Annotated in this window: 21 protein-coding genes and 2 tRNA genes; 18 read left to right on the top strand and 5 right to left on the bottom strand. The window is 33.8% G+C overall.

The genetic code is table 11. The annotated features are described in order from the left end of the window. Window positions 1–226: 226 nt before the first annotated feature. Entirely contained in the window at window positions 227–736 is a 510-nt protein-coding gene (locus ACYSNX_RS10885) for a metallophosphoesterase family protein (protein ID WP_461754699.1), read from the top strand. A 41-nt stretch (window positions 737–777) separates the two neighbouring features. Here the strand turns inward: ACYSNX_RS10885 and ACYSNX_RS10890 are convergent, their stop codons facing one another. Then, a complete protein-coding gene (locus ACYSNX_RS10890; RefSeq protein WP_461754700.1) occupies window positions 778–1,194 on the bottom strand; it encodes a DUF4293 domain-containing protein in 417 nt (138 codons plus the stop codon). Window positions 1,195–1,381: 187 nt separating this feature from the next. On the opposite strand from ACYSNX_RS10890, the gene rho reads away from it, so the two are divergent. The 9 genes from rho (at window position 1,382) to secA (ending at window position 9,806) form a co-directional block, all read left to right on the top strand. Then, window positions 1,382–3,331 (top strand): transcription termination factor Rho, encoded by a 1,950-nt coding sequence (rho, locus tag ACYSNX_RS10895; RefSeq protein WP_461754701.1) that lies wholly within the window; start codon window positions 1,382–1,384, stop codon window positions 3,329–3,331. Between the two features lie 126 nt (window positions 3,332–3,457). Then, a complete protein-coding gene (locus ACYSNX_RS10900; RefSeq protein WP_461754702.1) occupies window positions 3,458–3,808 on the top strand; it encodes a hypothetical protein in 351 nt (116 codons plus the stop codon). Between the two features lie 196 nt (window positions 3,809–4,004). Continuing rightward, window positions 4,005–4,078, top strand: a tRNA-Arg gene (locus ACYSNX_RS10905). Window positions 4,079–4,130: 52 nt separating this feature from the next. Then, a tRNA-Arg gene (locus tag ACYSNX_RS10910) sits at window positions 4,131–4,204 on the top strand. Window positions 4,205–4,319: 115 nt separating this feature from the next. Then, window positions 4,320–4,793 carry a hypothetical protein gene (locus tag ACYSNX_RS10915; RefSeq protein ID WP_461754703.1) on the top strand — a complete coding sequence of 158 codons (474 nt, stop codon included), beginning with the start codon at window positions 4,320–4,322 and terminating at the stop codon, window positions 4,791–4,793. 142 nt (window positions 4,794–4,935) lie between these two features. Continuing rightward, complete coding sequence (locus tag ACYSNX_RS10920; protein ID WP_461754704.1) at window positions 4,936–5,625, top strand: ABC transporter ATP-binding protein; 690 nt, start codon at window positions 4,936–4,938, stop codon at window positions 5,623–5,625. Window positions 5,626–5,688: 63 nt separating this feature from the next. Then, window positions 5,689–6,264 (top strand): cob(I)yrinic acid a,c-diamide adenosyltransferase, encoded by a 576-nt coding sequence (locus ACYSNX_RS10925; protein ID WP_461754705.1) that lies wholly within the window; start codon window positions 5,689–5,691, stop codon window positions 6,262–6,264. 135 nt (window positions 6,265–6,399) lie between these two features. After that, entirely contained in the window at window positions 6,400–6,621 is a 222-nt protein-coding gene (locus ACYSNX_RS10930; RefSeq protein ID WP_002986941.1) for a DUF2795 domain-containing protein, read from the top strand. Window positions 6,622–6,713: 92 nt separating this feature from the next. Continuing rightward, window positions 6,714–9,806 (top strand): preprotein translocase subunit SecA, encoded by a 3,093-nt coding sequence (secA, locus tag ACYSNX_RS10935; RefSeq protein WP_461754706.1) that lies wholly within the window; start codon window positions 6,714–6,716, stop codon window positions 9,804–9,806. Window positions 9,807–10,098: 292 nt separating this feature from the next. Here the strand turns inward: secA and ACYSNX_RS10940 are convergent, their stop codons facing one another. From ACYSNX_RS10940 to ACYSNX_RS10955, 4 genes are all read right to left on the bottom strand, one after another. Then, the gene (locus tag ACYSNX_RS10940; protein ID WP_461754707.1) at window positions 10,099–11,208 is read right to left on the bottom strand and encodes a peptidylprolyl isomerase; all 1,110 of its coding nucleotides are present in this window, start codon (window positions 11,206–11,208) and stop codon (window positions 10,099–10,101) included. A 6-nt stretch (window positions 11,209–11,214) separates the two neighbouring features. Next, window positions 11,215–11,760 (bottom strand): FKBP-type peptidyl-prolyl cis-trans isomerase, encoded by a 546-nt coding sequence (locus ACYSNX_RS10945; RefSeq protein WP_461754708.1) that lies wholly within the window; start codon window positions 11,758–11,760, stop codon window positions 11,215–11,217. Beyond that, on the bottom strand, window positions 11,753–12,775 hold the full coding sequence (locus tag ACYSNX_RS10950; protein WP_461754709.1) for a DHH family phosphoesterase: 1,023 nt from the start codon (window positions 12,773–12,775) through the stop codon (window positions 11,753–11,755). The genes ACYSNX_RS10945 and ACYSNX_RS10950 overlap by 8 nt, the downstream gene beginning before the upstream one ends. 74 nt (window positions 12,776–12,849) lie before the next feature. Beyond that, window positions 12,850–13,533: a Crp/Fnr family transcriptional regulator gene (locus tag ACYSNX_RS10955; RefSeq protein ID WP_461754710.1), complete on the bottom strand. Its 684-nt coding sequence runs from the start codon at window positions 13,531–13,533 to the stop codon at window positions 12,850–12,852. Between the two features lie 117 nt (window positions 13,534–13,650). On the opposite strand from ACYSNX_RS10955, the gene ACYSNX_RS10960 reads away from it, so the two are divergent. The 8 genes from ACYSNX_RS10960 (at window position 13,651) to ACYSNX_RS10995 (ending at window position 22,619) form a co-directional block, all read left to right on the top strand. Then, window positions 13,651–16,041, top strand: a complete 2,391-nt coding sequence (locus ACYSNX_RS10960) for a heavy metal translocating P-type ATPase (RefSeq protein WP_461754711.1) — start codon at window positions 13,651–13,653, stop codon at window positions 16,039–16,041. A gap of 79 nt (window positions 16,042–16,120) precedes the next feature. Continuing rightward, window positions 16,121–16,336, top strand: a complete 216-nt coding sequence (gene ccoS / locus ACYSNX_RS10965) for a cbb3-type cytochrome oxidase assembly protein CcoS (protein ID WP_461754712.1) — start codon at window positions 16,121–16,123, stop codon at window positions 16,334–16,336. A gap of 6 nt (window positions 16,337–16,342) precedes the next feature. Continuing rightward, on the top strand, window positions 16,343–18,526 hold the full coding sequence (ccoN, locus tag ACYSNX_RS10970; protein ID WP_461754713.1) for a cytochrome-c oxidase, cbb3-type subunit I: 2,184 nt from the start codon (window positions 16,343–16,345) through the stop codon (window positions 18,524–18,526). An 18-nt stretch (window positions 18,527–18,544) separates the two neighbouring features. After that, window positions 18,545–18,751 (top strand): CcoQ/FixQ family Cbb3-type cytochrome c oxidase assembly chaperone, encoded by a 207-nt coding sequence (locus tag ACYSNX_RS10975; RefSeq protein WP_461754714.1) that lies wholly within the window; start codon window positions 18,545–18,547, stop codon window positions 18,749–18,751. Further along, a complete protein-coding gene (locus tag ACYSNX_RS10980) occupies window positions 18,748–19,737 on the top strand; it encodes a cbb3-type cytochrome c oxidase N-terminal domain-containing protein (RefSeq protein WP_461754715.1) in 990 nt (329 codons plus the stop codon). Before ACYSNX_RS10975 ends, ACYSNX_RS10980 begins: the two co-directional genes overlap by 4 nt. Window positions 19,738–20,007: 270 nt before the next feature. Beyond that, entirely contained in the window at window positions 20,008–21,429 is a 1,422-nt protein-coding gene (gene ccoG / locus ACYSNX_RS10985) for a cytochrome c oxidase accessory protein CcoG (RefSeq protein ID WP_461754716.1), read from the top strand. Between the two features lie 21 nt (window positions 21,430–21,450). Next, complete coding sequence (locus ACYSNX_RS10990; protein WP_461754717.1) at window positions 21,451–21,909, top strand: FixH family protein; 459 nt, start codon at window positions 21,451–21,453, stop codon at window positions 21,907–21,909. 11 nt (window positions 21,910–21,920) lie between these two features. After that, complete coding sequence (locus tag ACYSNX_RS10995; RefSeq protein ID WP_461754718.1) at window positions 21,921–22,619, top strand: sulfite exporter TauE/SafE family protein; 699 nt, start codon at window positions 21,921–21,923, stop codon at window positions 22,617–22,619. The last annotated feature ends 1,009 nt before the right edge of the window (window positions 22,620–23,628 follow it).

The following is a 23,628-nucleotide window of genomic DNA, read 5'->3' on the forward strand; positions in this document are numbered from 1 at the left end:
GCTATACTTCTATACATGACATCTACTTAAAAGTATCGTAAAGTTAAGAACCGCCTTGGTACGGATCCGTATGCCAGGTGGTGTGAGAGGTCGGCTGAAGAAATAATCTTCAGCCTCCTACTCGATTGATAAAGTCTCTTAGATTGATGACTAAAGTATAGGTATAGGCCAGGTGGTTTTGTTATTTAATGTATTTTTGTAAACCTAGTTTTTTAAAAAATACAGTATGCGTAAAATACTACTGCTTAGCGATACACATAGTCATATGGATGACTCTATTTTAAAATATGTAAAGATGGCCGATGAGGTTTGGCATGCAGGTGATATTGGAAATATAGAAGTAGCTGAGCAAATACAACAATACAAACCTTTAATCGGGGTTTATGGTAATATAGATGGGAAGGACCTTAGAATGGAATTCCCACAGGATGTTATTTTTACTTGTGAAGGGATGAAGATTTTTATGACACATATTGGAGGGTATCCTGGCAAATACAATCCAAGAGTGAAAGAAATATTACAGCAACAAAAACCAAATATCTACATCTGTGGGCATTCCCATATCTTGAAAGTACAATATGATAAGGATCTAGGGATTCTGCATTTGAATCCTGGAGCTTGTGGAATAAGTGGTTTTCATCAAGTAAGAACCATGCTGCGCTTTAACATTGATGCAAATCAAATCAAAGATTTAGAGATTATCGAATGGCCTAAAAATAAAAAAACCGAACAATAAATGTTCGGTTTTTTAACGCACTAATAACTAAGATGTTAGGTTTATCTTAAACGATCCACAGATTTTACGAGATCTTCATCCTTCTTAATGGCTCTGTTAGCTAAAACTAGTAACAGGATAGAAATAATCGGGAGGAACATTCCAATACCTTTCTCTGATACTTGTGAAAAAGCATCTCCAGATACAGTTAGTGTTCGATAAATTAATAATCCTAATAGTATAACGTTTGATATCATGTTCAATCTGTTTAAAACAAATTGCTTTTTTCTGTTTTTGTAATTTAAAAATGATACTGCACAAAGCGCAGCAGATAATCCAAACAACACTGGAAGAAAGTTAACCATCATAAAATAAACATCTTTATTTTCTGCATTTTTCCAAAGAGGAAAAATAAATGGTAAAACTCCCATCACTACAAATGCTAAAAACAAATATACGGATTGAATTCTTTGTAACATAATTTTAAATTGTTGAAAGACAAAAATAATGTTTCTTTTCGATAAAAACCTATTGTTTTACAAAATTAATTCGTAATATTGCACTAGTTCTGTCGTAAGTTCTTCATAATACGACGATTCTATTTTAATTTCTATTCTTATTTAAAGAAAAAATCAACTCAATATTTCATAATCTATAAACATTTTTATGTTTGATATTTCCGAATTACAAAAAATGAAGGTCGCAGATCTTCAGGATATTGCTAAAAAGTCCAAGATAGCAGGAACTTCTGGGTTAAAAAAAGAATTACTTATCTCTAAGATTATAGCATTTCAACAGGCAAAACCTTCTTCGGAAGAACCTAAAGTTAGTAGTATTAAGGCAAAAAGCAAAAGTACAGCTGCTACACCTAAAGCTACTCAAGAGCCAAGTAAAGATAAAGGGGAACACAAAACCGCTGCTTTACCTCAGTCTTCTACACAAGATAAAAAGGAGAGTCTTCCAAAAGAGAATTTTTCTAAGGAAAAGACTGCTAGAACAGGAGTTAAGGCTAAAGGTGAACAAGTGCAGAGTGATGCCAAACCAAACGATAGAGCAGATAAACAAAATCGCGCTCCTAGAAAAAGGTTAAATAATCCTGCAAAAGAAAACACAGCTTTAGATAAAGAGCAAGAAGTAAACCAGGAAAAAACTTTAGATACTGCAGTACAAGCTGTGGAATCACAGGATAGAGATATGGTTCGATCTAATGAGGGGGGAAAAATAAATAATAAGGATAGCAATAGACGAGAGTTTAATAAGAAGAAACCCGATAACCGCAAAGAGTCCTCTAAGAAAGAGCAAAGAGGATCTTTTAATAGAAAAGATTCTGAGTCTGCTGTATCTAGTGTTTCTACCATAGAGCAAACTCCTTCTACTACTAGCGGTGAAACTGCTAATTCTGAGGTTGTGACTAAAAAGGCGCCTTCTAAATCTAATACAAATAATTACTCTAATAATACCACCACTAAGAAAAATACTTTTCGTGAGCCGGATTATGAATTTGATGGTATCATAGAAAGTGAAGGTGTTCTTGAAATGATGCCAGATGGTTATGGTTTTTTACGATCTGCGGATTTCAACTACTTATCTTCTCCGGATGATATTTATTTATCTCAATCTCAAATCAGACTTTTTGGTTTAAAAACAGGGGATACGGTAAAAGGAGTGGTACGTCCTCCAAAAGAAGGAGAGAAGTTTTTCCCACTTGTAAAAGTATTGAAAATCAATGGACATGATCCTCAAGCTATTCGCGATAGAGTTGCATTTGAACATTTAACTCCTTTATTTCCAGATGAGAAATTTAGTTTAGATGAGAAAAGAAGCACAATTTCTACGCGAATTATGGATATGTTTTCTCCTATTGGTAAAGGGCAAAGAGGAATGATCGTTGCTCCACCAAAAACAGGTAAAACTGTTTTATTAAAAGAAGTAGCTAATGCTATATCTGCAAACCACCCAGAGGCTTATTTAATTGTTCTATTAATTGATGAGCGTCCAGAGGAGGTAACCGATATGCAAAGAAGTGTAAATGCAGAGGTAATTGCATCTACTTTCGATGAACCAGCGGATCGCCATGTTAAAGTAGCAAACATTGTTTTAGAAAAAGCAAAGAGACTAGTGGAATGTGGTCATGATGTAGTTATTCTACTGGATTCTATCACCCGTTTAGCTAGAGCTTATAATACTGTACAGCCTGCTTCAGGAAAAGTATTAAGTGGAGGGGTAGATGCCAATGCACTACAAAAGCCTAAACGTTTCTTTGGAGCAGCTAGAAACATTGAGAATGGTGGATCTTTAAGTATTATTGCAACAGCCTTAGTAGAGACAGGTTCGAAAATGGATGAGGTGATTTTCGAAGAATTTAAAGGAACTGGTAATATGGAGTTACAGTTGGATAGAAAACTTGCCAATAAGCGTATTTATCCAGCAATTGATATTACTTCTTCTTCTACAAGACGTGATGATTTATTGCTATCAGCATCGGCTTTGCAAAGATTATGGGTAGTAAGAAAGTATGTGGATGATATGAATTCTGTGGAAGCAATGACTTCTATTATAGAGAACATTCGAAAGACAGATAATAATGATGATTTTTTAAAGACATTAATGAAGTAATCAACATTAGTGTTACAGAATATAAAAATATAGGGACACTTAAAAAAAGTGTCCCTATATTTTTTAGTACCTTTAATTTTAAGCAAATATTTTTGTTGTTTAACTAGTACTATAACTATGGTGTACTTGTATTTATTTTTATTAGTAGTTCTAATTATTGGCTCTATAGTGATCTTTGTTCCCTTTTCAGAAGAAAGGAATCTTTCTAATAGCAAGAAGCGCTTAAAAAAAGATAAAAAAAAGCAATTAAAGAAAAGTATAAAGCAAAAAGAAAGACAAGATAAAGAAATAGACGACTTTTTTGAGGAACATAATATAGATAAACAAACCTATTATTTTTTTATTACAGGAGGTGGTGCTACTTTACTATTCATTTTCTTTGGACTCTTTAGCTCTAATCCTTTTTATTTTGTTCTTTTGATTTTTATAATTACCGCTGTTTTGTTCTTAATGGCGTTTCCGTTTAATCGATTTTAAAATTAATTATCCTTGTAAATCTGCTTTTACTTCTTGTTTTGAAAAAGCAAGAAAAAATATTATTATTTTTTTTCTTGTTTAAATAACTATAAACAAGAAGGTTAAGTTTTAAAGCGAAAAAACCTTTTAAAAAAAACATGCAGAAGGTTTGTATTTACAGAATATCGTTCTATATTTGCACTCGCAATGAGCAAGAGGCCACGTGGCGCAACTGAATAGCGCATCTGATTACGGCTCAGAAGGTTGCAGGTTTGAATCCTGCCGTGGTCACAAAGTTTACTTTTTAAAGTAAACTCTCATTGCAAAAAAACAATCCAATAAAGGCCACGTGGCGCAACTGAATAGCGCATCTGATTACGGCTCAGAAGGTTGCAGGTTTGAATCCTGCCGTGGTCACAAAAAGGTATACATTAGCTGTATACCTTTTTTTATTTTATAAACCTTTTGGTTTATGTCTTAAAAAAACGCAATCTTCAAGCCCATGAGTAGGTGGAATAGTTATATAAAGTTTTTGTATAAATCCGGAAATCAACACGGATTACATTCTCCATTTGTATATGGATTATTAACCAAGGGGCTTTACCATAAAGAACCTAAGTATAAAGGAAAGAAAAAAAAGAAAGTCTTTGTTAATCGTATTTTGTCCTATTTAAAGGTCCAAACTTTATGTGTTTTAACCACTGAGCATATAAATGTGAAAGGCGTGGATCAAATTCAAAGCCAATTAACTTATTTAAAGCGTTATGATGCTATTCTAGTACAAAGACCTTCTAATGCTGAATCTATTACTGTAAGGGCTTTATTGGAGGCCATGCATAATGATTCTGTAGTAATCCTAGATAAAACAAAAGGTAGTAAGTCAAATGACTTATGGTATAGAATTAAAAAAGATCCTGGTTTTACAGCAACCATAGACTTCTATTATTTCGGATTGGCTTTTAAAAGAAAAGAACAATTAAAACAACATTTCACCCTTAGAATGTAATTTTGTAAACTCCATACTAGGACGAATTCCATTTATCCTAGAGGGGTTTCTTGTATTTATAGCTTTATAATCTTATTTTAGTGTAACAATATTGCTTATTTGTCTACCAATAAGTACTTATGTAATTAATCTACCTTAAGCTATGAAGAATTTAATCATTGATATAAAAGATATAAAGCGAGATTTTAAGTTGGGCTCAGAAACCGTACGTGTTTTGAAAGGAGTGAATTTAGAGATTAAAAAGGGGGATTATGTTGCTTTAATGGGACCATCAGGTTCAGGTAAGAGTACTTTGATGAATATCCTAGGATGTTTAGATACGCCAAGTTCAGGCTCTTATTTTTTAAATGGGAAGGATGTCAGTGTGTTAAAGCAAGATGATCTTGCTCATATTCGAAATAAGCAAATCGGGTTTGTTTTTCAAACCTTTAATTTAATGCCTCGCACAACAGCTTTAGACAATGTAGCTCTACCAATGGTTTATGCCGGTAAAAGTAAGGACGAAAGAGTTCTAAGGGCTACAGAAGTTCTAACTCAAGTAGGTTTACAAGATAGGATGGACCATCAACCTAATCAATTATCTGGGGGGCAAAGGCAAAGAGTTGCCGTAGCTAGAGCTTTAGTAAATAAGCCTTCGATGATTCTTGCTGATGAACCAACTGGAAACCTTGATTCTAAGACTTCAGTAGAAATTATGGCTTTATTTGATGCTATCCATCAAGAGGGAAATACTGTTATTCTAGTTACCCATGAGGAAGATATTGCAGCTCATGCACATCGAATTATACGCCTAAGAGATGGGGTTATTGAAAGTGATTTACGTATAAAATAAGTTAAACACAAATACAATACATTATTTTGTTGTACTTTGGTTGTTTAAATATTTAAACCAATCATGAAAGTATATACAAAAACGGGAGATAAAGGTACTACTGCTTTATTTGGTGGGACACGTGTTTTGAAGCACCATATTAGAATAGATAGTTATGGAACTGTAGATGAATTAAACGCTTATATAGGTTTGATTCGAGATCAAGATATAAATACTCTATATAAAGAGGTATTGATTAAAATTCAACATGATTTATTTACAGTAGGTGCTATACTAGCTACTCCACAAGATAAAGAAATCTTGAAAAATGGAAAAAGGAGATTAAATATTCCTTTGATTACTCCTGAGGATATTAGCTTTTTAGAAGAACAAATAGACCAAATGGATGCTTTCCTACCTGCAATGACACATTTTGTTTTACCAGGGGGACACACAACGGTGTCATATTGTCACATAGCGCGTTGTGTTTGCCGTAGAGCAGAGCGTTTAAGCGTAGAGTTAAACCAAAGTGAGCCTATTGATCCTAGTACAATTCAGTATTTAAACCGACTTTCTGACTACTTATTTGTCTTGGCACGAAAATTGTCCTTTGACTTACAAGCGCAGGAAGTGAAATGGATTCCGCGTAAAGAAGAATAAGGTAATAAAGTTATCTTTTCCCATAAAGGTCTTGTTTTAAGGCTACGTTCTTCGAATAGTGTGAAATAAAATAAAAAATGCTTGTTAATTTCATAATAAAAATTATTTTTGCATTAATATTAAAAAAAGAAAGAGATGTATTGGACATTAGAATTAGCATCTTATTTAAGTGATGCGCCGTGGCCTGCTACTAAGGATGAACTTATTGATTATGCAATTAGAACAGGTGCTCCACTAGAGGTGGTTGAAAACCTTCAATCCATCGAAGATGAGGGAGAAATCTACGAATCAATGGAGGAGATTTGGCCTGACTATCCAACTGACGAAGATTATCTTTGGAACGAGGATGAGTACTAAGAAATAAGAAATGAAAAAAAAGCCTCACGTAAGGCTTTTTTTTTGTTTACATTTGAAAGGTAAATAACAAAAAAACGCAAAATATATAATTTATGAGTCTTATAAATAATATATTAAAGGTATTTGTAGGAGATAAATCGGAAAGAGATATCAAAGCTATTAAGCCTTTAATAGAGAAAATTAGATCTCACGAGAGTTCATTAACTAGCTTGTCTAATGATGAACTTAGAGCTAAGACGATTTATTTCAAAGAAATAATTCAACAATCTAGAGCAGATCAGGATCAAAAAATTGCTTCTTTTCGCTCGGAAATAGAAACAACTCAAGATATTGATGCAAGAGAGAATATCTATGCTAATATCGATTCTTTAGAGAAACAAGCATATGATAACACAGAAAAAGTGCTATTAGATATTCTTCCTGAAGCTTTTGCAGTAGTAAAAGAGACAGCTCGTCGTTTTAAAGAAAACCCTATTGTAGAAGTAACTGCAACTCCTCAAGATATTGCATTTGCAGAAACTAAGGAATACGTTACTATTCAAGGAGATAAAGCTCTATGGGCTAATACTTGGAATGCTGCTGGTAAGCAAGTGACTTGGGATATGATTCATTACGATGTACAGCTTATTGGTGGAGTAGTATTACACCAAGGTAAGATTGCTGAGATGCATACAGGAGAAGGTAAGACATTAGTGGCTACGGCTCCATTGTATTTAAATGCCTTAACTGGTAAAGGAGTGCACCTTGTAACAGTGAACGACTACTTGGCAAAAAGGGATAGTCAGTGGAAAGCTCCTATTTTTGAGTTCCACGGTATGTTAGTAGACTGTATTGATAATCACCAACCAAACTCAGAGGGAAGACGCGCTGCTTATGCTGCGGATATTACTTATGGAACAAATAACGAATTTGGTTTCGATTATTTGCGTGATAATATGGCTCATACACCTGAGGAGTTAGTACAAAGAGTACATAATTATGCTATTGTGGATGAGGTGGATTCTGTATTAATTGATGATGCAAGAACCCCACTTATTATTTCAGGTCCAGTTCCTCAAGGAGAAAGACATGAGTTCAATGAATTAAAACCTAAAGTTGCAAACTTAGTAGAGATTCAAAGAAAATTAGCGAATGGATTTTTATCTGATGCTAAAAAATTAATCCGTGAAGGAAACACAAAAGACGGTGGTTTCTTATTATTAAGAGCTTATCGTAGTTTACCTAGAAACAAGGCATTAATCAAATTCTTAAGTGAAGAAGGAGTAAAACAATTACTTCAGAAGACAGAGAATATGTACATGCAAGATAACAATAGAGAAATGCATAAAGTGGATGAAGCTTTATACTTTGTTATCGAGGAGAAAAATAACCAAGTACAATTAACCGATAATGGAATTAAGTTTTTATCCTCTGATACAGATGAAAACTTCTTTGTATTACCAGATATTGGAACGGAAATTACAAAAATTGAAGAGCGTCATTTAGATAAAGACGAGCAAGCTGAAGCCAAAGAGAGATTATTCCAAGATTTCGGGGTAAAAAGTGAGCGTATTCATACATTAACTCAATTGCTAAAAGCATATACTGTATTTGAAAAAGATACAGAATATGTAGTAATGGATAATAAGATCATGATTGTGGATGAGCAAACAGGTCGTATTATGGATGGTCGTCGTTACTCAGATGGGTTACACCAAGCTCTAGAGGCCAAAGAAAACGTAAAAATCGAAGCTGCAACTCAAACCTTTGCTACTATTACATTACAGAACTATTTCCGTATGTATAAAAAGCTAGGAGGGATGACCGGTACTGCTATTACAGAGGCAGGGGAATTCTTACAGATTTATAAATTAGACGTAGTTGAGATCCCAACCAATAGAGGTATTGCTCGTAAGGATAAAGAGGATAAGATTTATCGTTCTGTTCGTGAGAAATTTAGAGCAGTAATTGAAGATGTTGTAGAATTATCTGAACAAGGAAGACCAGTGTTAATTGGTACAACTTCTGTAGAGATTTCTGAATTATTGAGTAGATCTTTAAAAATGCGTGGAATTAAGCATAATGTTTTAAATGCTAAATTACACAAACAAGAAGCTCAAATTGTAGAGGAAGCTGGTAAACCTGGAATTGTAACTATTGCTACAAACATGGCAGGTCGTGGTACGGATATTAAGTTATCTCAAGAAGTGAAAGATCGTGGAGGTCTAGCCATTATTGGTACAGAAAGACATGATTCTAGACGTGTTGACCGTCAGTTGCGTGGACGTGCAGGTCGTCAAGGTGATCCAGGAAGTTCTCAATTCTATGTATCTTTAGAGGATAATTTAATGCGATTATTCGGTTCGGATAGAGTAGCTAAGATTATGGACAGAATGGGGCTTGAGGATGGAGAAGTAATCCAACACTCGATGATGACAAAGTCTATTGAGAGAGCTCAGAAGAAAGTAGAAGAGAATAACTTTGGTATTCGTAAGCGTCTTTTAGAATATGATGATGTAATGAATGCTCAACGTGAGGTTATCTATAAGAGAAGAAAACACGCATTATTTGGAGAACGCTTAAAGGTGGATATTGCCAATATGATGTTTGATTTATGTGAGCGTATTATTAACAATCACAAAATGAATCAAGATTACGATAGTCTGAAAATGGATGTTATTCGTTATTTTGGTAATGATGCAGTAGTTTCTCAAGATGACTTCGTTAAATTAGATCCTACTACTTTAGCAAATAAACAATACGAAATTATCTACAAAGGTTACCAAGAGAAATGTAGACGTAGTGCTGCAGAGGCCTTTAAGGTAATTAAGAATGTATATGAGAATAATTCTGGTCAATTTGAACGCATTGTAGTTCCTTTTACAGATGGAATCAAAACCATTAATATCGTTACTAATTTAGAGAAAGCTTACCAAAGTCAAGGAGCAACATTGATTGAAGATTTCGAAAAGAATATCACTTTAACCATTTTAGATGAGGCTTGGAAAAAGCACTTAAGAAAAATGGATGAATTAAAGCAATCGGTTCAATTAGCAGTACACGAGCAAAAAGATCCTCTATTGATTTATAAGTTCGAAGCTTTTGAATTATTCCAAAGGTCGTTAGCGGAGATTGATCAAGAAGTAACCGCATTTTTAACAAAAGGAGATATTCCAGTTCCAGCGGAGAATGAGCAAAAAGCTTAAGAAATCTCTTTGTTAAGGATTAATATTGAAAAAGTGCATAGCATAATAGTTATGCACTTTTTTATTTTTAGCAAAATAAGCTTTTAGAGCTATTTGCTGAGGTTTGTAATTTAATTTATACGAGTAGCTTAATAGGTAGATACTTCTTTAAAAGACGTTTATAGATAGCTTCAAGCCGATAATAGGTAAGTCATGGAAATTGGGTGAAAACAAAATAAACCAAGTGTAAATGAAAAATGCCCCAAAAGCAAAACTATTGCTCTTGGGGCATTTTATTTTCTATTTTGTTAGATTAGTTATCCTCTACTAGTTCTAATTCAAAAACTAAGTCTGTGTTTGGTGGAATTGGTCCAGCACCTGCTTGTCCATAAGCTAAGTGTGAAGGGATGAAAATTGTTGCTTTATCTCCCATTTTCATTTGTTCAATACCTTCAATAAACCCAGGGATTAAACCTGTTTTAGCGCCATATTTGAAAGGAATTGGTCTATATTGATTATAATCCGCCCTTCTTTGATCAAACATGTCATATTCTTTAGTGATTTCAGGTATGTTGGAATCAAATAAAAGACCGTTCTCAAAGTAGCCTGCATAGTTAACACCTATTGTTTGTCCGATAGCAGGAGTTTGGTTGTCCTTTTGTGTTTCTGTAATTACATAAGAAAGACCAGAGGCAGTTGTAGTTGCTTTACTCTTTAAGTCTTTAAAGTCTTGAGCTTTGCTTTGTTTTACTTTGTCAAGAGCCTTTGCTTGCTGTTCTTTCTCTTTATTTTGTTGTTCTTTTAGTTTAGCTTGCTCTACCATAGCATTTTTGAACACCTTAGCAGCATTGAATTTTTTAGCTTCTTTACCAACTCTAATGATTTTAATCTCTTTTATAAAATCTGTTCCTTCACTGATTTTATTTACCACATCCATTCCCTTGATTACATAACCAAATACACTATGCATATCATCTAAATGCGGAGTTTCTCTATGGGTGATGAAGAATTGGCTTCCGTTAGTATAAGGACCACTATTAGCCATAGAAAGGGTTCCTGCTTTATCATGTCTTAATTCAGGAGTAAACTCATCCATAAAAACATAACCTGGTCCACCTGCCCCAGTTGCCGTTGGATCTCCAGCTTGAATTACAAAGTTTGAAACAACTCGGTGAAACTTTACATTGTCAAAATATTTTTTTCCCTTGTATTTTTCATCCACATATGGATTTTCTCCCTCTGCTAAACTTACAAAGTTAGCTACAGTAACTGGAGCTTTTTGGTATTCTAAGTCTGCAAGAATTACTCCTTGGTTGGTTATTATTTCCGCATATAGACCATCGGGAAGGTCTGTCTTTTGTGTAGAAGTACATGCCGTAAATAGGGCTATTATACTAAATAGTAAACCTGTCATTTTTTTCATTTTTAATTAGTTTTGAATTGATTGTAATACTATGGTGAATAATAAAGGTTGATTCTTGCTAATCTTATTGGTATCTCCTAGGTAGGAGTAAGCCAATTCGGAAGGTACTAAAACTTTGATAACTTCTTTTTGTTTCATAAATTTTAGACTTTGGCGTAGAACAGGTAGGATTTCTTCTTTATCCATGATATAGTAGCGTGATCCTATCTCATCAAAAGAGTAAATAATACTGTCTTTTAAGTCGCTAACTTGGTAGGAAAAAAGAATTCTATCTCCTGGTTTAGCTACTATTGAGTCCTTTATATGTCTTTGAAGGTAAGTATAATAAAACCCCTTTTGATTATGATTATATTGTTCTTTGCTATGTTTTTGGATATAGTTTAGAAATAGCTCTTGTTGTTCTTGGGTTAAATCGGCATTTCTTTGCATAGATTCGGCTAAGATGTGACCCGAGTTTTGTGCAATAATAGGCCTAGGCTGTTGTTTTTCTTTACAACTAGCCAAGGATAATACCCCTAAGAATAATAAACAGTATTTAAACAAATTATCCATAAAATTCATTTTTATGTTTAGTTACTACTTCTTTAAAGTAAGCAATTGTATCTTCTAAAGAGCGAAGGGATTTACCACCTGCTGCATTAATATGTCCTCCTCCTTCAAAGTAAGCTCTTGCAAATCTATTCACATCAAAGCTTCCCTGCGATCGAAAGGAAATTTTAATTATTCCCTCTTCTTTTCTTTCAATAAAAAAAGCAGTTAGATCAATTCCTTTGATAGACAACCCGTAGTTTACAAATCCATCTGTATCTCCTTTTTGATGCTCGAAAGTACGTAAGTCCTGATCGCTTAAATATAAATAAGAAGTGTGGTCTTGTGGTAAAAGAGTTAGGTTTTGTAAAGCTCTTCCCATTAACTGTAAACGGTTATAAGAGCTATTATCAAATAAAGCATTATGAATCGATGGATTTTCAATATCCCGTTTAATTAACTCACCTACTACACGGTGGGTATTTGCAGTGGTTTTAGGAAAGCGAAAGGAACCAGAATCTGTTACAATACCGGTGTAAATACAGGTTGCTGCTTGTTTGTCTAAGTAAGAAAGTAGATTTAGTTTCTCTAAGATGGTATAAACTAGTTCACAAGTAGAACCAAATTCTGGATTAGAAAACATTATCTGTGCATAATCATCTGGCATTTGATGATGATCAATCATGACAAAAGGTTTGCCTGATTCACTTAGAAAGCTTCCCATTTGATCTCCTGTTCTATGTAGGACATTAAAGTCTAAAGTGAAGATATAATCACAGTCTAATATAGCTTGGCTGGATTGTTTTCTATTGGTTTCAAAAATTAAAATATCTTCGCTTTGTGGCATCCACGCAAGGAAGTTTGGAAAATCATTAGGAGAAACTACTACAGGGAGGTGTCCCATATTTTTTAAGACATGGTAAAATCCTAAAGTTGAACCAATTGCATCTCCGTCTGGATTACGGTGCGGTATAAGTGCTATTTTTTTGGGCGTCTGTAAAATCTGCTGTAGCGCCTCTAAGCTATTTTCATTTATCATAATGCGAAAATAAGATATTTTATGATTTAAAATAAATCTTACTAGCAATTATGGTTAAAATAAATAGAGTATCATTAAATAGCTAAATTTTTTAAATGATCTTTATCTAATAGAGTGATTTTCTTACCAGAAATAGCAATTAGTTTCTCTTTTTTAAGTTCAGAAAGTAAACGAATACAACTCTCAGTAGCTGTTCCAACCATACTGGCAATATCTTCTCTAGATAGTTGTAAGTTTAAATGACCATGTTCAGGATCTGTTCCACCGATTTCTTCTAGTTTTAATAAAACTATAGCAAGTCTTTCTTTTACAGTCTTATGAGTATGGTCAGCAATATCCTTATCTGCATCCTTTAAGTGGTTGCAAATATCACGGGTAATTAATAAAGAGAATTTATTGTTGTCTGTAAAGTACTCTAAGATTTCTCTTTTAGGAATAAAGCACACATTCATATCCTCCAAAGCAGTAGCTGTTAGGTTGGAGTTCTCTTCATTAATTAAAGAACGTTGACCTAATAATTCTCCTCTTTTGGCTAATTTAATTACGGTTTCTTTTCCGTTAGAGTTTAATTTAGTTAGTTTACAATAGCCATCTTTAATACAAAAAACACCATTAAGATTATCTCCTTCAGCGAACAAAATATCTCCTTTTTTAACGATAAAATGTGTTTTTGTTTCGGTAATATTTTGAAGCTCATCTCTACTTAGTGCTTTAAGTGAACTAAATTCTCGAATCACGCACTGCTCGCATCTGCTCATAAAAACTGTTGTAAATGTTAAAATTCTTGCTCAAAGATAAGGTTTTTTTTATGATAATTATCATATCTTACAAGGTAATAATCAGGCAAATTTGTAAAAAACAAAAAAAAGAGCAATATGGAGGCAAAAGGATGTTATCATTGTGGTACTGAGATAACAACTTTTAATAGAATTAAATTCGATTCAAAGGAGTTTTGTTGTAATGGTTGTAAAACGGTATATGAAATTTTTAGTAGTAATGATTTAGAGGATTATTATCAATTACAGTCCCAAGCAGGGGCAAAAGTCTCTGAACTAAAAGGGAAGTATGAATTTTTAGATAACCATGATATTGTAGATAAGTTATTGGATTTTCAAGAAGGTAATACTGCATTAGTGAGCTTGTATATTCCTCATATTCATTGTAGTTCCTGTATTTGGATACTAGAGAATTTAAATAAACTTAGTCCAAATGTAAATAAAGTGGTGGTGAATTTTCCTAAAAAACAGGCAACCATTACTTTTAACCCTAAAGAGCTATCTCTAAAGGAATTAGTCACCCTATTGCATTCCATTGGATATGAGCCTTATATTTCCCTAGAGAATTATGAGAAAAAGCCTCCAAGTATTGATAGGAGTTTGATATATCGTATTGGTGTGGCTTTTTTTGCCTTTGGAAATGTGATGATGCTTTCTTTTCCAGAATATTTTAACATCGATGATATTTGGATGCAGCAATATAAGGACTTCTTTCGCTGGTTAATCCTTATTATTTCCCTTCCTGTGTTTTTTTATTGTGCTTATCCTTATCATAAGGCTGCTTTGACAGGTATAAAAACGGGGAACTATACCATTGATATCCCTATGTCTTTAGGTATTGTGGTCATGTTTATTCGCAGTACAATTGATATAGTCTTCGATCTAGGTCCTGGATTTTTCGACAGTATGACCATGTTGGTTTTCTTTATGTTACTAGGTAAGTTGTTCCAACAAAGGAGTTATAACTTTTTATCTTTTGAAAGAGATTATAAGTCCTATTTTCCTATTGCTGTAACTAAGGTGGATCAAAATATGAAGGAAGAGCCCATTCAAGTTTATCAAATTAAAAAAGGGGATCGCCTTATTATTCGCAACCAAGAATTAATCCCAGTGGATGCAATCTTACTAAGTCCAAGGGCTTTTTTAGATTATAGCTTTGTTAGCGGCGAAGCTATGGCTGTTGAAAAAGTCAGTGGCGATAAATTATTTGCAGGAGGTAGACAAAAAGGGGACTTAATTGAAATACAAGCAATCAATACTGTCTCACAAAGTTATTTAACTCAATTGTGGAGTAATGATGTATTTCAAAAGAAAGTAGATTTTAAATACAGAACAATTACCGATCGTATAAGTCACTTTTTTACGCCAGCATTGCTATTAATCTCTTTGCTAGCTTTAATAGGTTGGGCTTTTGTAAGTTGGAGCATCGCCTTTAACGTAGTTACAGCTATTTTAATTGTAGCATGTCCTTGTGCCTTAGCGTTAAGTGCGCCTTTTACTTTGGGGAATGCAATACGAATATATGGTCGAAACAAATTATACTTAAAAAATGCCACTGTTGTAGAACAAATGGCCAAAGTCGATACTGTAGTTTTTGATAAAACAGGTACTATAACCACTGGAGCCAATAGTGTGATTTCTTATCATGGAGAGGAGTTAAATCAGCAAGAAATTGCAGATATTAAAAGTATTATACGCGGATCTAATCATCCTTTGTCTCGAAAGTTGTATACTTTTTTACAAAGTGATGTATTAGAAAAACCACAAGAATTCCAAGAGTTAGAAGGAAAAGGTTTAATTGGGGTAATAAACGGACATCGTTACACTATTGGCTCAAAAGCATTATTAGCGGATGAAAAAGTTCTTTCTACCTCCCAGACTTTAGTGCATATTGAAAAAGATGGACACTATAAAGGACACTTTATTTTTGAGAATCACTACAGAAAAGGACTCGTTGAATTATTCCGTTCATTGGATAAAAAAGGATATCGATTGGTGGTTTTATCTGGTGATAATGATGGTGAGTATCAAATACTTAGTAAGATGCTTCCCTCTAGTGTTCAATTGGTTTTCAATCAGCAACCAGAGCAAAAATTAGATTTTGTTAAAAAATTGAAAGAACATAAATGCAATGTTATGATGGTGGGGGATGGATTGAATGATGCTGGTGCATTGGCAATGAGTGATGTAGGTATTTCTGTATCAGAAGATGTTAATGTTTTTACTCCTGCAAGTGATGCTATTTTAGACTCTGTTAACTTTAGTTATTTGGAAAAATATCTTAATTATTCAAAAATTTCTGTTAAAATTATAAAATTTAGTTATATATTAGCTTTAAGCTACAATGTAATAGGAATTACAGTGTCTATCTGTAATAAAATGTCTCCATTAGTGGCTGCTATTTTAATGCCTATAAGTACAGTGACTATCATTAGTTGCGTTAGTATTTTGACTAATTATTATGCGAAAAAAATAATTAGAACAAAGTAAAGATAAATATAGCAAAACTGACGATTATCATGTTTTAGGCCATTATACTGTGTTAATTTTGGACTATAAAGTTTTAGACATGAGTGTTATATATTTCTTAATTTGTATAAGTGTTATTGTTGCAGGGGTTTTCTTATATCTATTTATAAGGTCTGTAAAGGATGGGCAGTTCGATGATTCTTATACCCCATCAGTCAGAATGTTGTTTGATGATGAATTAAGGAAAGAAAAACCTTTAGAGTCGAAAAAAAAGGACATTAGTAAAATAGAAATTAAAAAAGAAAATCAAATATAAACAACTATGGAAGTGCAACAATTTTATTATGACAACAAAATTGTAAAGAAATTTATCTATGCTTCGATTCTTTTTGGAGCTGTAGGTATGCTAGTGGGATTAGTTTTAGCAGTGATGTTTATCTTTCCCAATATAACCGATGGAATTCCTTGGTTAAGTTTCGGTAGACTTAGACCTTTACACACCAATGCGGTGATATTCGCCTTTGTCGGAAATGCTATTTTCGCCGGAATTTACTATTCTTTACAACGCTTATGTAAAGCAAGAATGTATAGCGATTTTTTAAGCAAATTACATTTTTATGGATGGCAGTTAATTATAGTTGGCGCTGTAATTACCCTTCCTTTAGGTCTTACTACTTCAAAGGAGTACGCGGAGTTAGAGTGGCCAATCGACATAGCTATAGCAATTATATGGGTTACCTTTGGTGTTAATATGGTAATGACCATTTTAAAGAGAAGAGAGCGCCATATATATGTAGCTATTTGGTTTTACTTAGCCACTTTTGTAACTGTTGGTGTTTTACATATTGTTAACTCATTAGAACTTCCCGTTAGCGCTTTCAAATCTTATTCGATATATGCTGGGGTACAAGATGCTTTAGTACAGTGGTGGTATGGACATAATGCCGTAGCCTTTTTCTTAACTACACCCTTTTTAGGTTTAATGTATTACTATTTACCTAAAGCAGCCAATCGTCCAATTTACTCTTACCGTTTATCTATTATTCACTTCTGGTCTTTAATCTTTTTATACATCTGGGCTGGACCTCACCACTTACTATATACTGCTTTACCTGAATGGGCTCAAAATCTTGGGGTTGTATTCTCTGTAATGCTTATAGCACCATCTTGGGGGGGTATGATTAATGGTCTTTTAACCCTAAGAGGGGCTTGGGATAAAGTACGTGTAGATCCAGTATTAAAGTTTTTCGTAGTTGCAATTACTGGATATGGTATGGCTACTTTTGAAGGACCAATGTTATCATTGAAAAATGTGAACGCAATTGCTCACTACACGGACTGGATTATTGCTCACGTTCACGTTGGAGCTTTAGCGTGGAACGGATTTCTTACCTTCGGTATGATTTATTGGTTAATACCTAGAATGGCGAAAACCCAATTATATTCTACTGCTTTGGCTAATTTCCATTTTTGGATTGGTACTTTAGGAATCGTTTTATATTGTATTCCAATGTATGTAGCTGGATTCTCACAGCATTTGATGTGGAAAGAATTCAATCCTGATGGAACATTAACTTATGGGAACTTTTTAGATACTGTAACTGCAATTATGCCGATGTTCGTAATGCGTGCTATTGGAGGAAGTTTGTATTTAATAGGAGTTATAGCCCTTATTTATAATATTTATAAGACGGTACGTCAAGGACAAACTATTGAAGATGAGCTTGCACAGGCTCCTGCGCTACAAAACCTTTCTGCTGGGCGCTTAAAAGGAGAAGCTTGGCACTCTTGGTTGGAAAGACGACCAGTTCAATTTACTGTACTTACTACTATTGCTATTTTAATAGGTGGTGCTATTGAAATACTACCTACCATATTTGTGAAAGGAAACATTTCTACTATCGCTAGTGTTAAACCATATACTCCTTTAGAGCTAGAAGGAAGGGATTTATATGTTCGAGAGGGATGTGTCGGATGTCACTCTCAGATGATTCGTCCATTTAGATCTGAAGTAGAGCGTTATGGTGAGTATTCTAAGAGTGGTGAATTTGTATATGATCATCCATTCTTATGGGGTTCTAAACGTACAGGACCAGATTTACAGCGCGTAGGAGGAAAATATTCTGACAACTGGCACTACAACCATATGTTTGATCCACAAAGTACCTCTCCTAACTCTATTATGCCTGGTTACAAATGGTTATTTGCAAATAAAAATGCCGATTACTCTACCATTCAGAAGAAAATGGAAGTAATGAGAACTTTAGGAGTTCCTTATAGCGATCAAGATATTGAAAATGCTTACGAATCTATTAGAATTCAAAGTGAGCAAATCGCTACTAACTTAGAGAAAGATCCTGAATATGTGAAAAGTATCCAAGCTAGTGAGCAGCGTGCTTTAGCTAATAATCAAGAGTTTGTGCCAATGAGCCAAAGAGAGATTGTAGCTATGATTGCCTACCTGCAACGTTTAGGAACAGATATTAAAGAAAGAGTTGAAGAATAATTTAATAAATGAATCGATATGCTAAAGTTTATTAAACACAATATGGAGACCATCGAAGGCATTGAAATATATCCAATTATTTCTTTAATCATCTTCTTCACTTTTTTTGTAGGTCTTTTTATTTGGGTTGCAACCTATAAAAAGGAAACCATAGAGGAATTGAGTAATATACCTTTAATGGATGATGAAAAATGTAATGTTGATTCTAATTCACCAAAATCATGAAAAAGTATTTTCCAATATATGTAAGAGTACCCTTATTGTTTGCTATATTTTTTATAGGAATCAATTGGATTATAAAGTCACCTGATGGTAGGCCTGCTTTTATGGCCTATCCTTCGGTACTACTATTAATCGGTTTGTTTGCCTTTGCTCAAATTACCTTTGAGATAGTAAATGCAGCTACTAATAAAGTATTAGATCGTTTGATGACTCCTGAGGAATTAGCTCAAAGAGAAAAGCAGCAACAAAAGTCCTTTTTTGATTTACCATGGGTTAAGAAGTTTATGGTCAAATTAACAGGGGATAAAACTCCTGAGCAAGAAAATAATTTGCTTCTAGATCATGATTACGATGGAATTAAAGAGTTAGATAATGACTTACCACCTTGGTGGGTTGGGCTTTTTTATGCCACAGTAATTTTTGCAGTGATTTACCTATTGCGCTTTGAAGTTTTTGGAGGAGACAACCAAATAACGGAGTTTGACAAGGAAATGGCAAAAGCAAAGGAGCAAATTGATATTTACAATAGCACAGCAGGGGATAGGTTGTCTTGGGATACAGCAGTATATTTAATGGACGAGTCTAATTTAGCTCAAGGTAAAAAGCTCTTTGATCAAAATTGTATTGCCTGCCATAAAGCAGATGGAGGTGGGTCTATTGGACCTAACTTAACGGATGATTATTGGATTTTAGGTGGTGGAGTAAGAGATATTTTCCATACTATATCAGAAGGTGGAAGGCCTAATATGGGAATGATACCCTGGAAAACGATGCTCAAACCTACACAAATTGAGCAGTTAACTTCTTATGTGATTAGTTTAAGTGGTAGTAATCCACCAGATGCAAAAGAAGCAGAAGGGAATATTATTTGGTCTGCTAAAGATTTATTAATCGAAGAGCAAGCTGGAGACTTATCAGAAGAGGTGGATCATCAAGATATGGAACAAGTAATAGAAGATGCTGAACAGGCGCCGCAGGCTTCCAATTAAGGCTATTTGAATGTAAAGGATTAGGCTAAAGCAGCAAGTATAAACGCTGCTTTGGCTATCAAAAATAAAGGTTAGGTTTTAAGGTTAGTACAAAAAAACTATTTTATCTTTTAAGGGTAGGAGGTTTATCTATGAAAAAGAAAAGGACAAACAGTGGAATAAGGTGGCTTATTCTACTGTTTTACTAACCAAAAAACTTTTACTCTTTAGATTTTATAACAACATTACACAGGTTTTCTAAGGGCTATTTAATGTAAAAAAGTATAAAGTATGCTACCACATAATGATGAAAGTTTTAGAGACTCTATCCATACTATTGGTGAGGATGGAAAGCGCGTTTGGATTTTTCCCAAAAAGCCATCAGGATGGTTTTATAATAAAAGGAAGATTGTAAGTTATGTACTTATCACTTTGCTTTTTATTTCTCCATTCATTAAAATTAACGGTAATCAACTATTTTTATTCAATGTAATTGATCGTAAGTTTTACATTTTTGGATTTCCATTTTGGCCACAAGACTTTTATTTAGTTGTAATATCGCTTATAATTTGTGTGGTTTTTGTTACCCTATTTACAGTTTCCTTTGGACGTTTGTTCTGTGGCTGGGTTTGTCCACAAACCATTTTTATGGAAATGGTTTTTAGACGAATTGAGTATTGGATAGACGGGGATAGAGGGGCTCAGATTCGATTAGAAAAGCAGTCATGGAATGCAGAGAAAATTAAGAAGCGACTTTTTAAATGGTTCATCTTTTTTGTTATTTCCTTTTTAATTGCGAATGTTTTTTTAGCTTATATTATTGGGAGCGATGTCATTTTACAAATGATACAAGAAGGCCCAGCTAATCATTTAGGACGCTTTATAGGTTTGCTAATTTTTACTTTAGTATTCTACTTTGTCTTTACGTGGTTTAGAGAACAAGTATGTGTAATAGCATGTCCTTATGGGCGATTACAAGGAGTGCTTTTGGATAATAAATCTACCGTAGTTGCTTATGATTATGTAAGAGGAGAGGCAGAGAATGGTAGAGCTAAATTTAAAAAGAATCAAGACAGAAGTGCTGAAGGATTAGGAGATTGTATCAATTGTTTTCAATGTGTGAATGTCTGTCCTACTGGAATCGACATTAGAAATGGAACTCAGTTAGAATGCATTAACTGTACAGCATGTATAGATGAGTGTGATCATATGATGGAGGCAGTTAACTTACCAAAAGGATTAATTAGATATGCCTCTGAAGATGAGATTTCCAAAGGGGAGAAGTTCAAAATTACTTTAAGGCAGAAAGGATATATTGCTATTTTAAGTATTTTGATTGGATTAATGATTGGTCTTTTGTTTTTAAGGACCGATTTAGAAGCTACTGTTTTAAGGGTTGCTGGACAAGGTTTTACCCATGAAAGAGATTCTATCGGGAATATGTACAGTTTTAAAATTGTAAATAAAACCAATAAGGACTTTAATAATTTACATTTTAATCTAGTGGTACCATCCCAAGGAAAAGTGGAGGTAATTGGAAATAACACTATTACTGTAAATAAGGATGAATTTGCTCAAGGAGTATTACTTATTAAAATTCCTCAAGCTTTGATACAAAGCCATAACACCAAAATACGTTTGGATTTATATCAAAACGATACTTTAATGCAAAGTACAAAAACTAACTTTTTAGGTCCTAGAGTAATGGATTAATATATTTTAAAAAATAATACAATGAAATTTAATTTTGGTACAGGATTAGTTATTGCAATGGGACTATTTATGATTTTCATTTTGCAATATGTTATACGAGTTCAATTTGACTCTAGATATGACAACGAATTAGTAACCAAAGATTACTATCAACAGGAGTTAGAAATCGATGGTAAAGCCCAAAGAGAAACTAAAGCATTAGCTTTACAACATCCTTTAGTAATCAAGCAAAATCCACAGGGAATCACTTTAGATTTTCCTATTGAATTTCAACCAGAACAAGTAAAAGGAAAAATATACTTTTACAGACCTTCTAATGAAAAATTAGATTTTAATAAGGACATTGTCGTACTTCCAGATGCTAGTATGCATATTAGTGAAAAAGATTTACTTCAAGGTAGGTGGGATTTAGTAGTGGAATGGAACTACCAAGGAAACGAGTATAGAAGTGTAGAGAAAATTAATTGGAAACCTTTTTAAAATTGTAAATATTGCTTATTTCTGCCTTGCTTCTCGGCCTAATTAGTTCTTTACATTGTATAGGGATGTGTGGGCCAATTGTAATGGTTTTGCCAATCCATACAAGCAATCATACCACTAGAGTCTTGCAACTTTGTACCTATCATTTAGGTAGGCTTTTTAGTTATAGCTTAATGGGGCTGGCTTTTGGATTATTAGGCAAAGGGTTTTTCCTAGCTGGTCTGCAACAGCAATTATCTATTCTTGTGGGAATAATGATGATTGTATATGTTTTGGTACCAGTCCAAAAATTGGGCAAGTTAGGTTTTTTAAAACCAGTATTTCGCCTTGTACAATATTTAAAAATGAAGTTGGGTGCTCAGTTTAAAAAAAAGAGTTACCGCTCTTTGTTCACCATAGGTTTTTTTAATGGCTTTTTACCCTGCGCAATGGTTTATGTAGCCCTGTTTGGAGCTTTAGCAATGCAGAATATCTGGTTAGGAGGACTTTATATGTTTGTATATGGTTTGGGAACTATCCCTTTATTGAGCACTATTTTATTAGTAAGAGATTTATTTACTCCTAAACTTAGAAATGCTATTTTAAAATATTACCCTATTTTAATTGTTCTATTTGGTATGTTGTTTATTGTAAGGGGGCTAGGGTTGGATATTAGTTTTTTATCTCCAAAAACAATGAGTTTGTTTGTTCAAGATACTCCAGTTTGTTAATCAAGTCAATTATTTTATTTTTCTATAAATTCCTTGTTCTACTCTAGGGTTTGTGTAGAGGCAATCTTGCTTAGAAAAACCAGCTTTTTATAGAAGTAGATCAAACGTAAAGAAATCAGCTTTAGCCTTTGGGTTTGTAAGCTGATTTTTTTTTAAAGATTAAATGTGACCTTTTCTACTTTTGTTGTCTAAAGAATAGTAATAAATCCAAAGGTAACCTAGTTTGAGTCAGTGGTAACCTTTGGAAGGTAAATGTTTTTTTTGTTTGTTGGACAATCTTACTTTATTGCTGTAAAGAAAATGATGCCGAGGCATGTTTGTTGGCCGAGGATTTACACTCTTTTTAATTTGGGTCTAGTAATCACTAGACTCATTTTTATTTTAGATATTATTTGGATAGATATAAAAAAAAGTGAGATTATCTCATAAAGATTACTTCGCTGTCATTCAGAAGTAATTTATTAGGTATAGTTATATCTAAAATTAAATAATCCTAAGTGAGATACGATATTTATTAAACAAAAATGGGGCTGTCTCCCATTGTGAGACAGTCCCATTTTTAGTGTGCCCAGCATGGGTAGTAACTCTAGGGTGTAAGTCCCGAACACGCCTTTACAACGGGAAGTGTTAGCCAAATGCAAGGGTGTCCATCGCAAGGTGGAATCTGAAGGAAGCGCTAGGCAAACCCTTGACCTGACGAACAGAAACTATATCAGGCTCAATAATATCGGATAAGGTTGCTAAACAAACTGAAGTCCAAAGTTGTACGGAGATATTTAGGGTAAATATAGCAGGTATATGAGGGGAAAGTTACTGTTCTTACCTGGGGAGGTCTTACAGACATAGGAAAGTTTTTTTTTACAGAACTATGGATAACAATTGCTGTAAGAAGTCAGCAGAAGTCATAGTAGGTATGGATACAAGCTTGGCAATACCAAGAAGTCTTACGAAATACTGAAGGACTGAACTTAATTTAAATGAGTAGTAAATGAATGTTACCTAATGAAGG

The organism is Myroides sp. LJL115, from assembly GCF_054871665.1.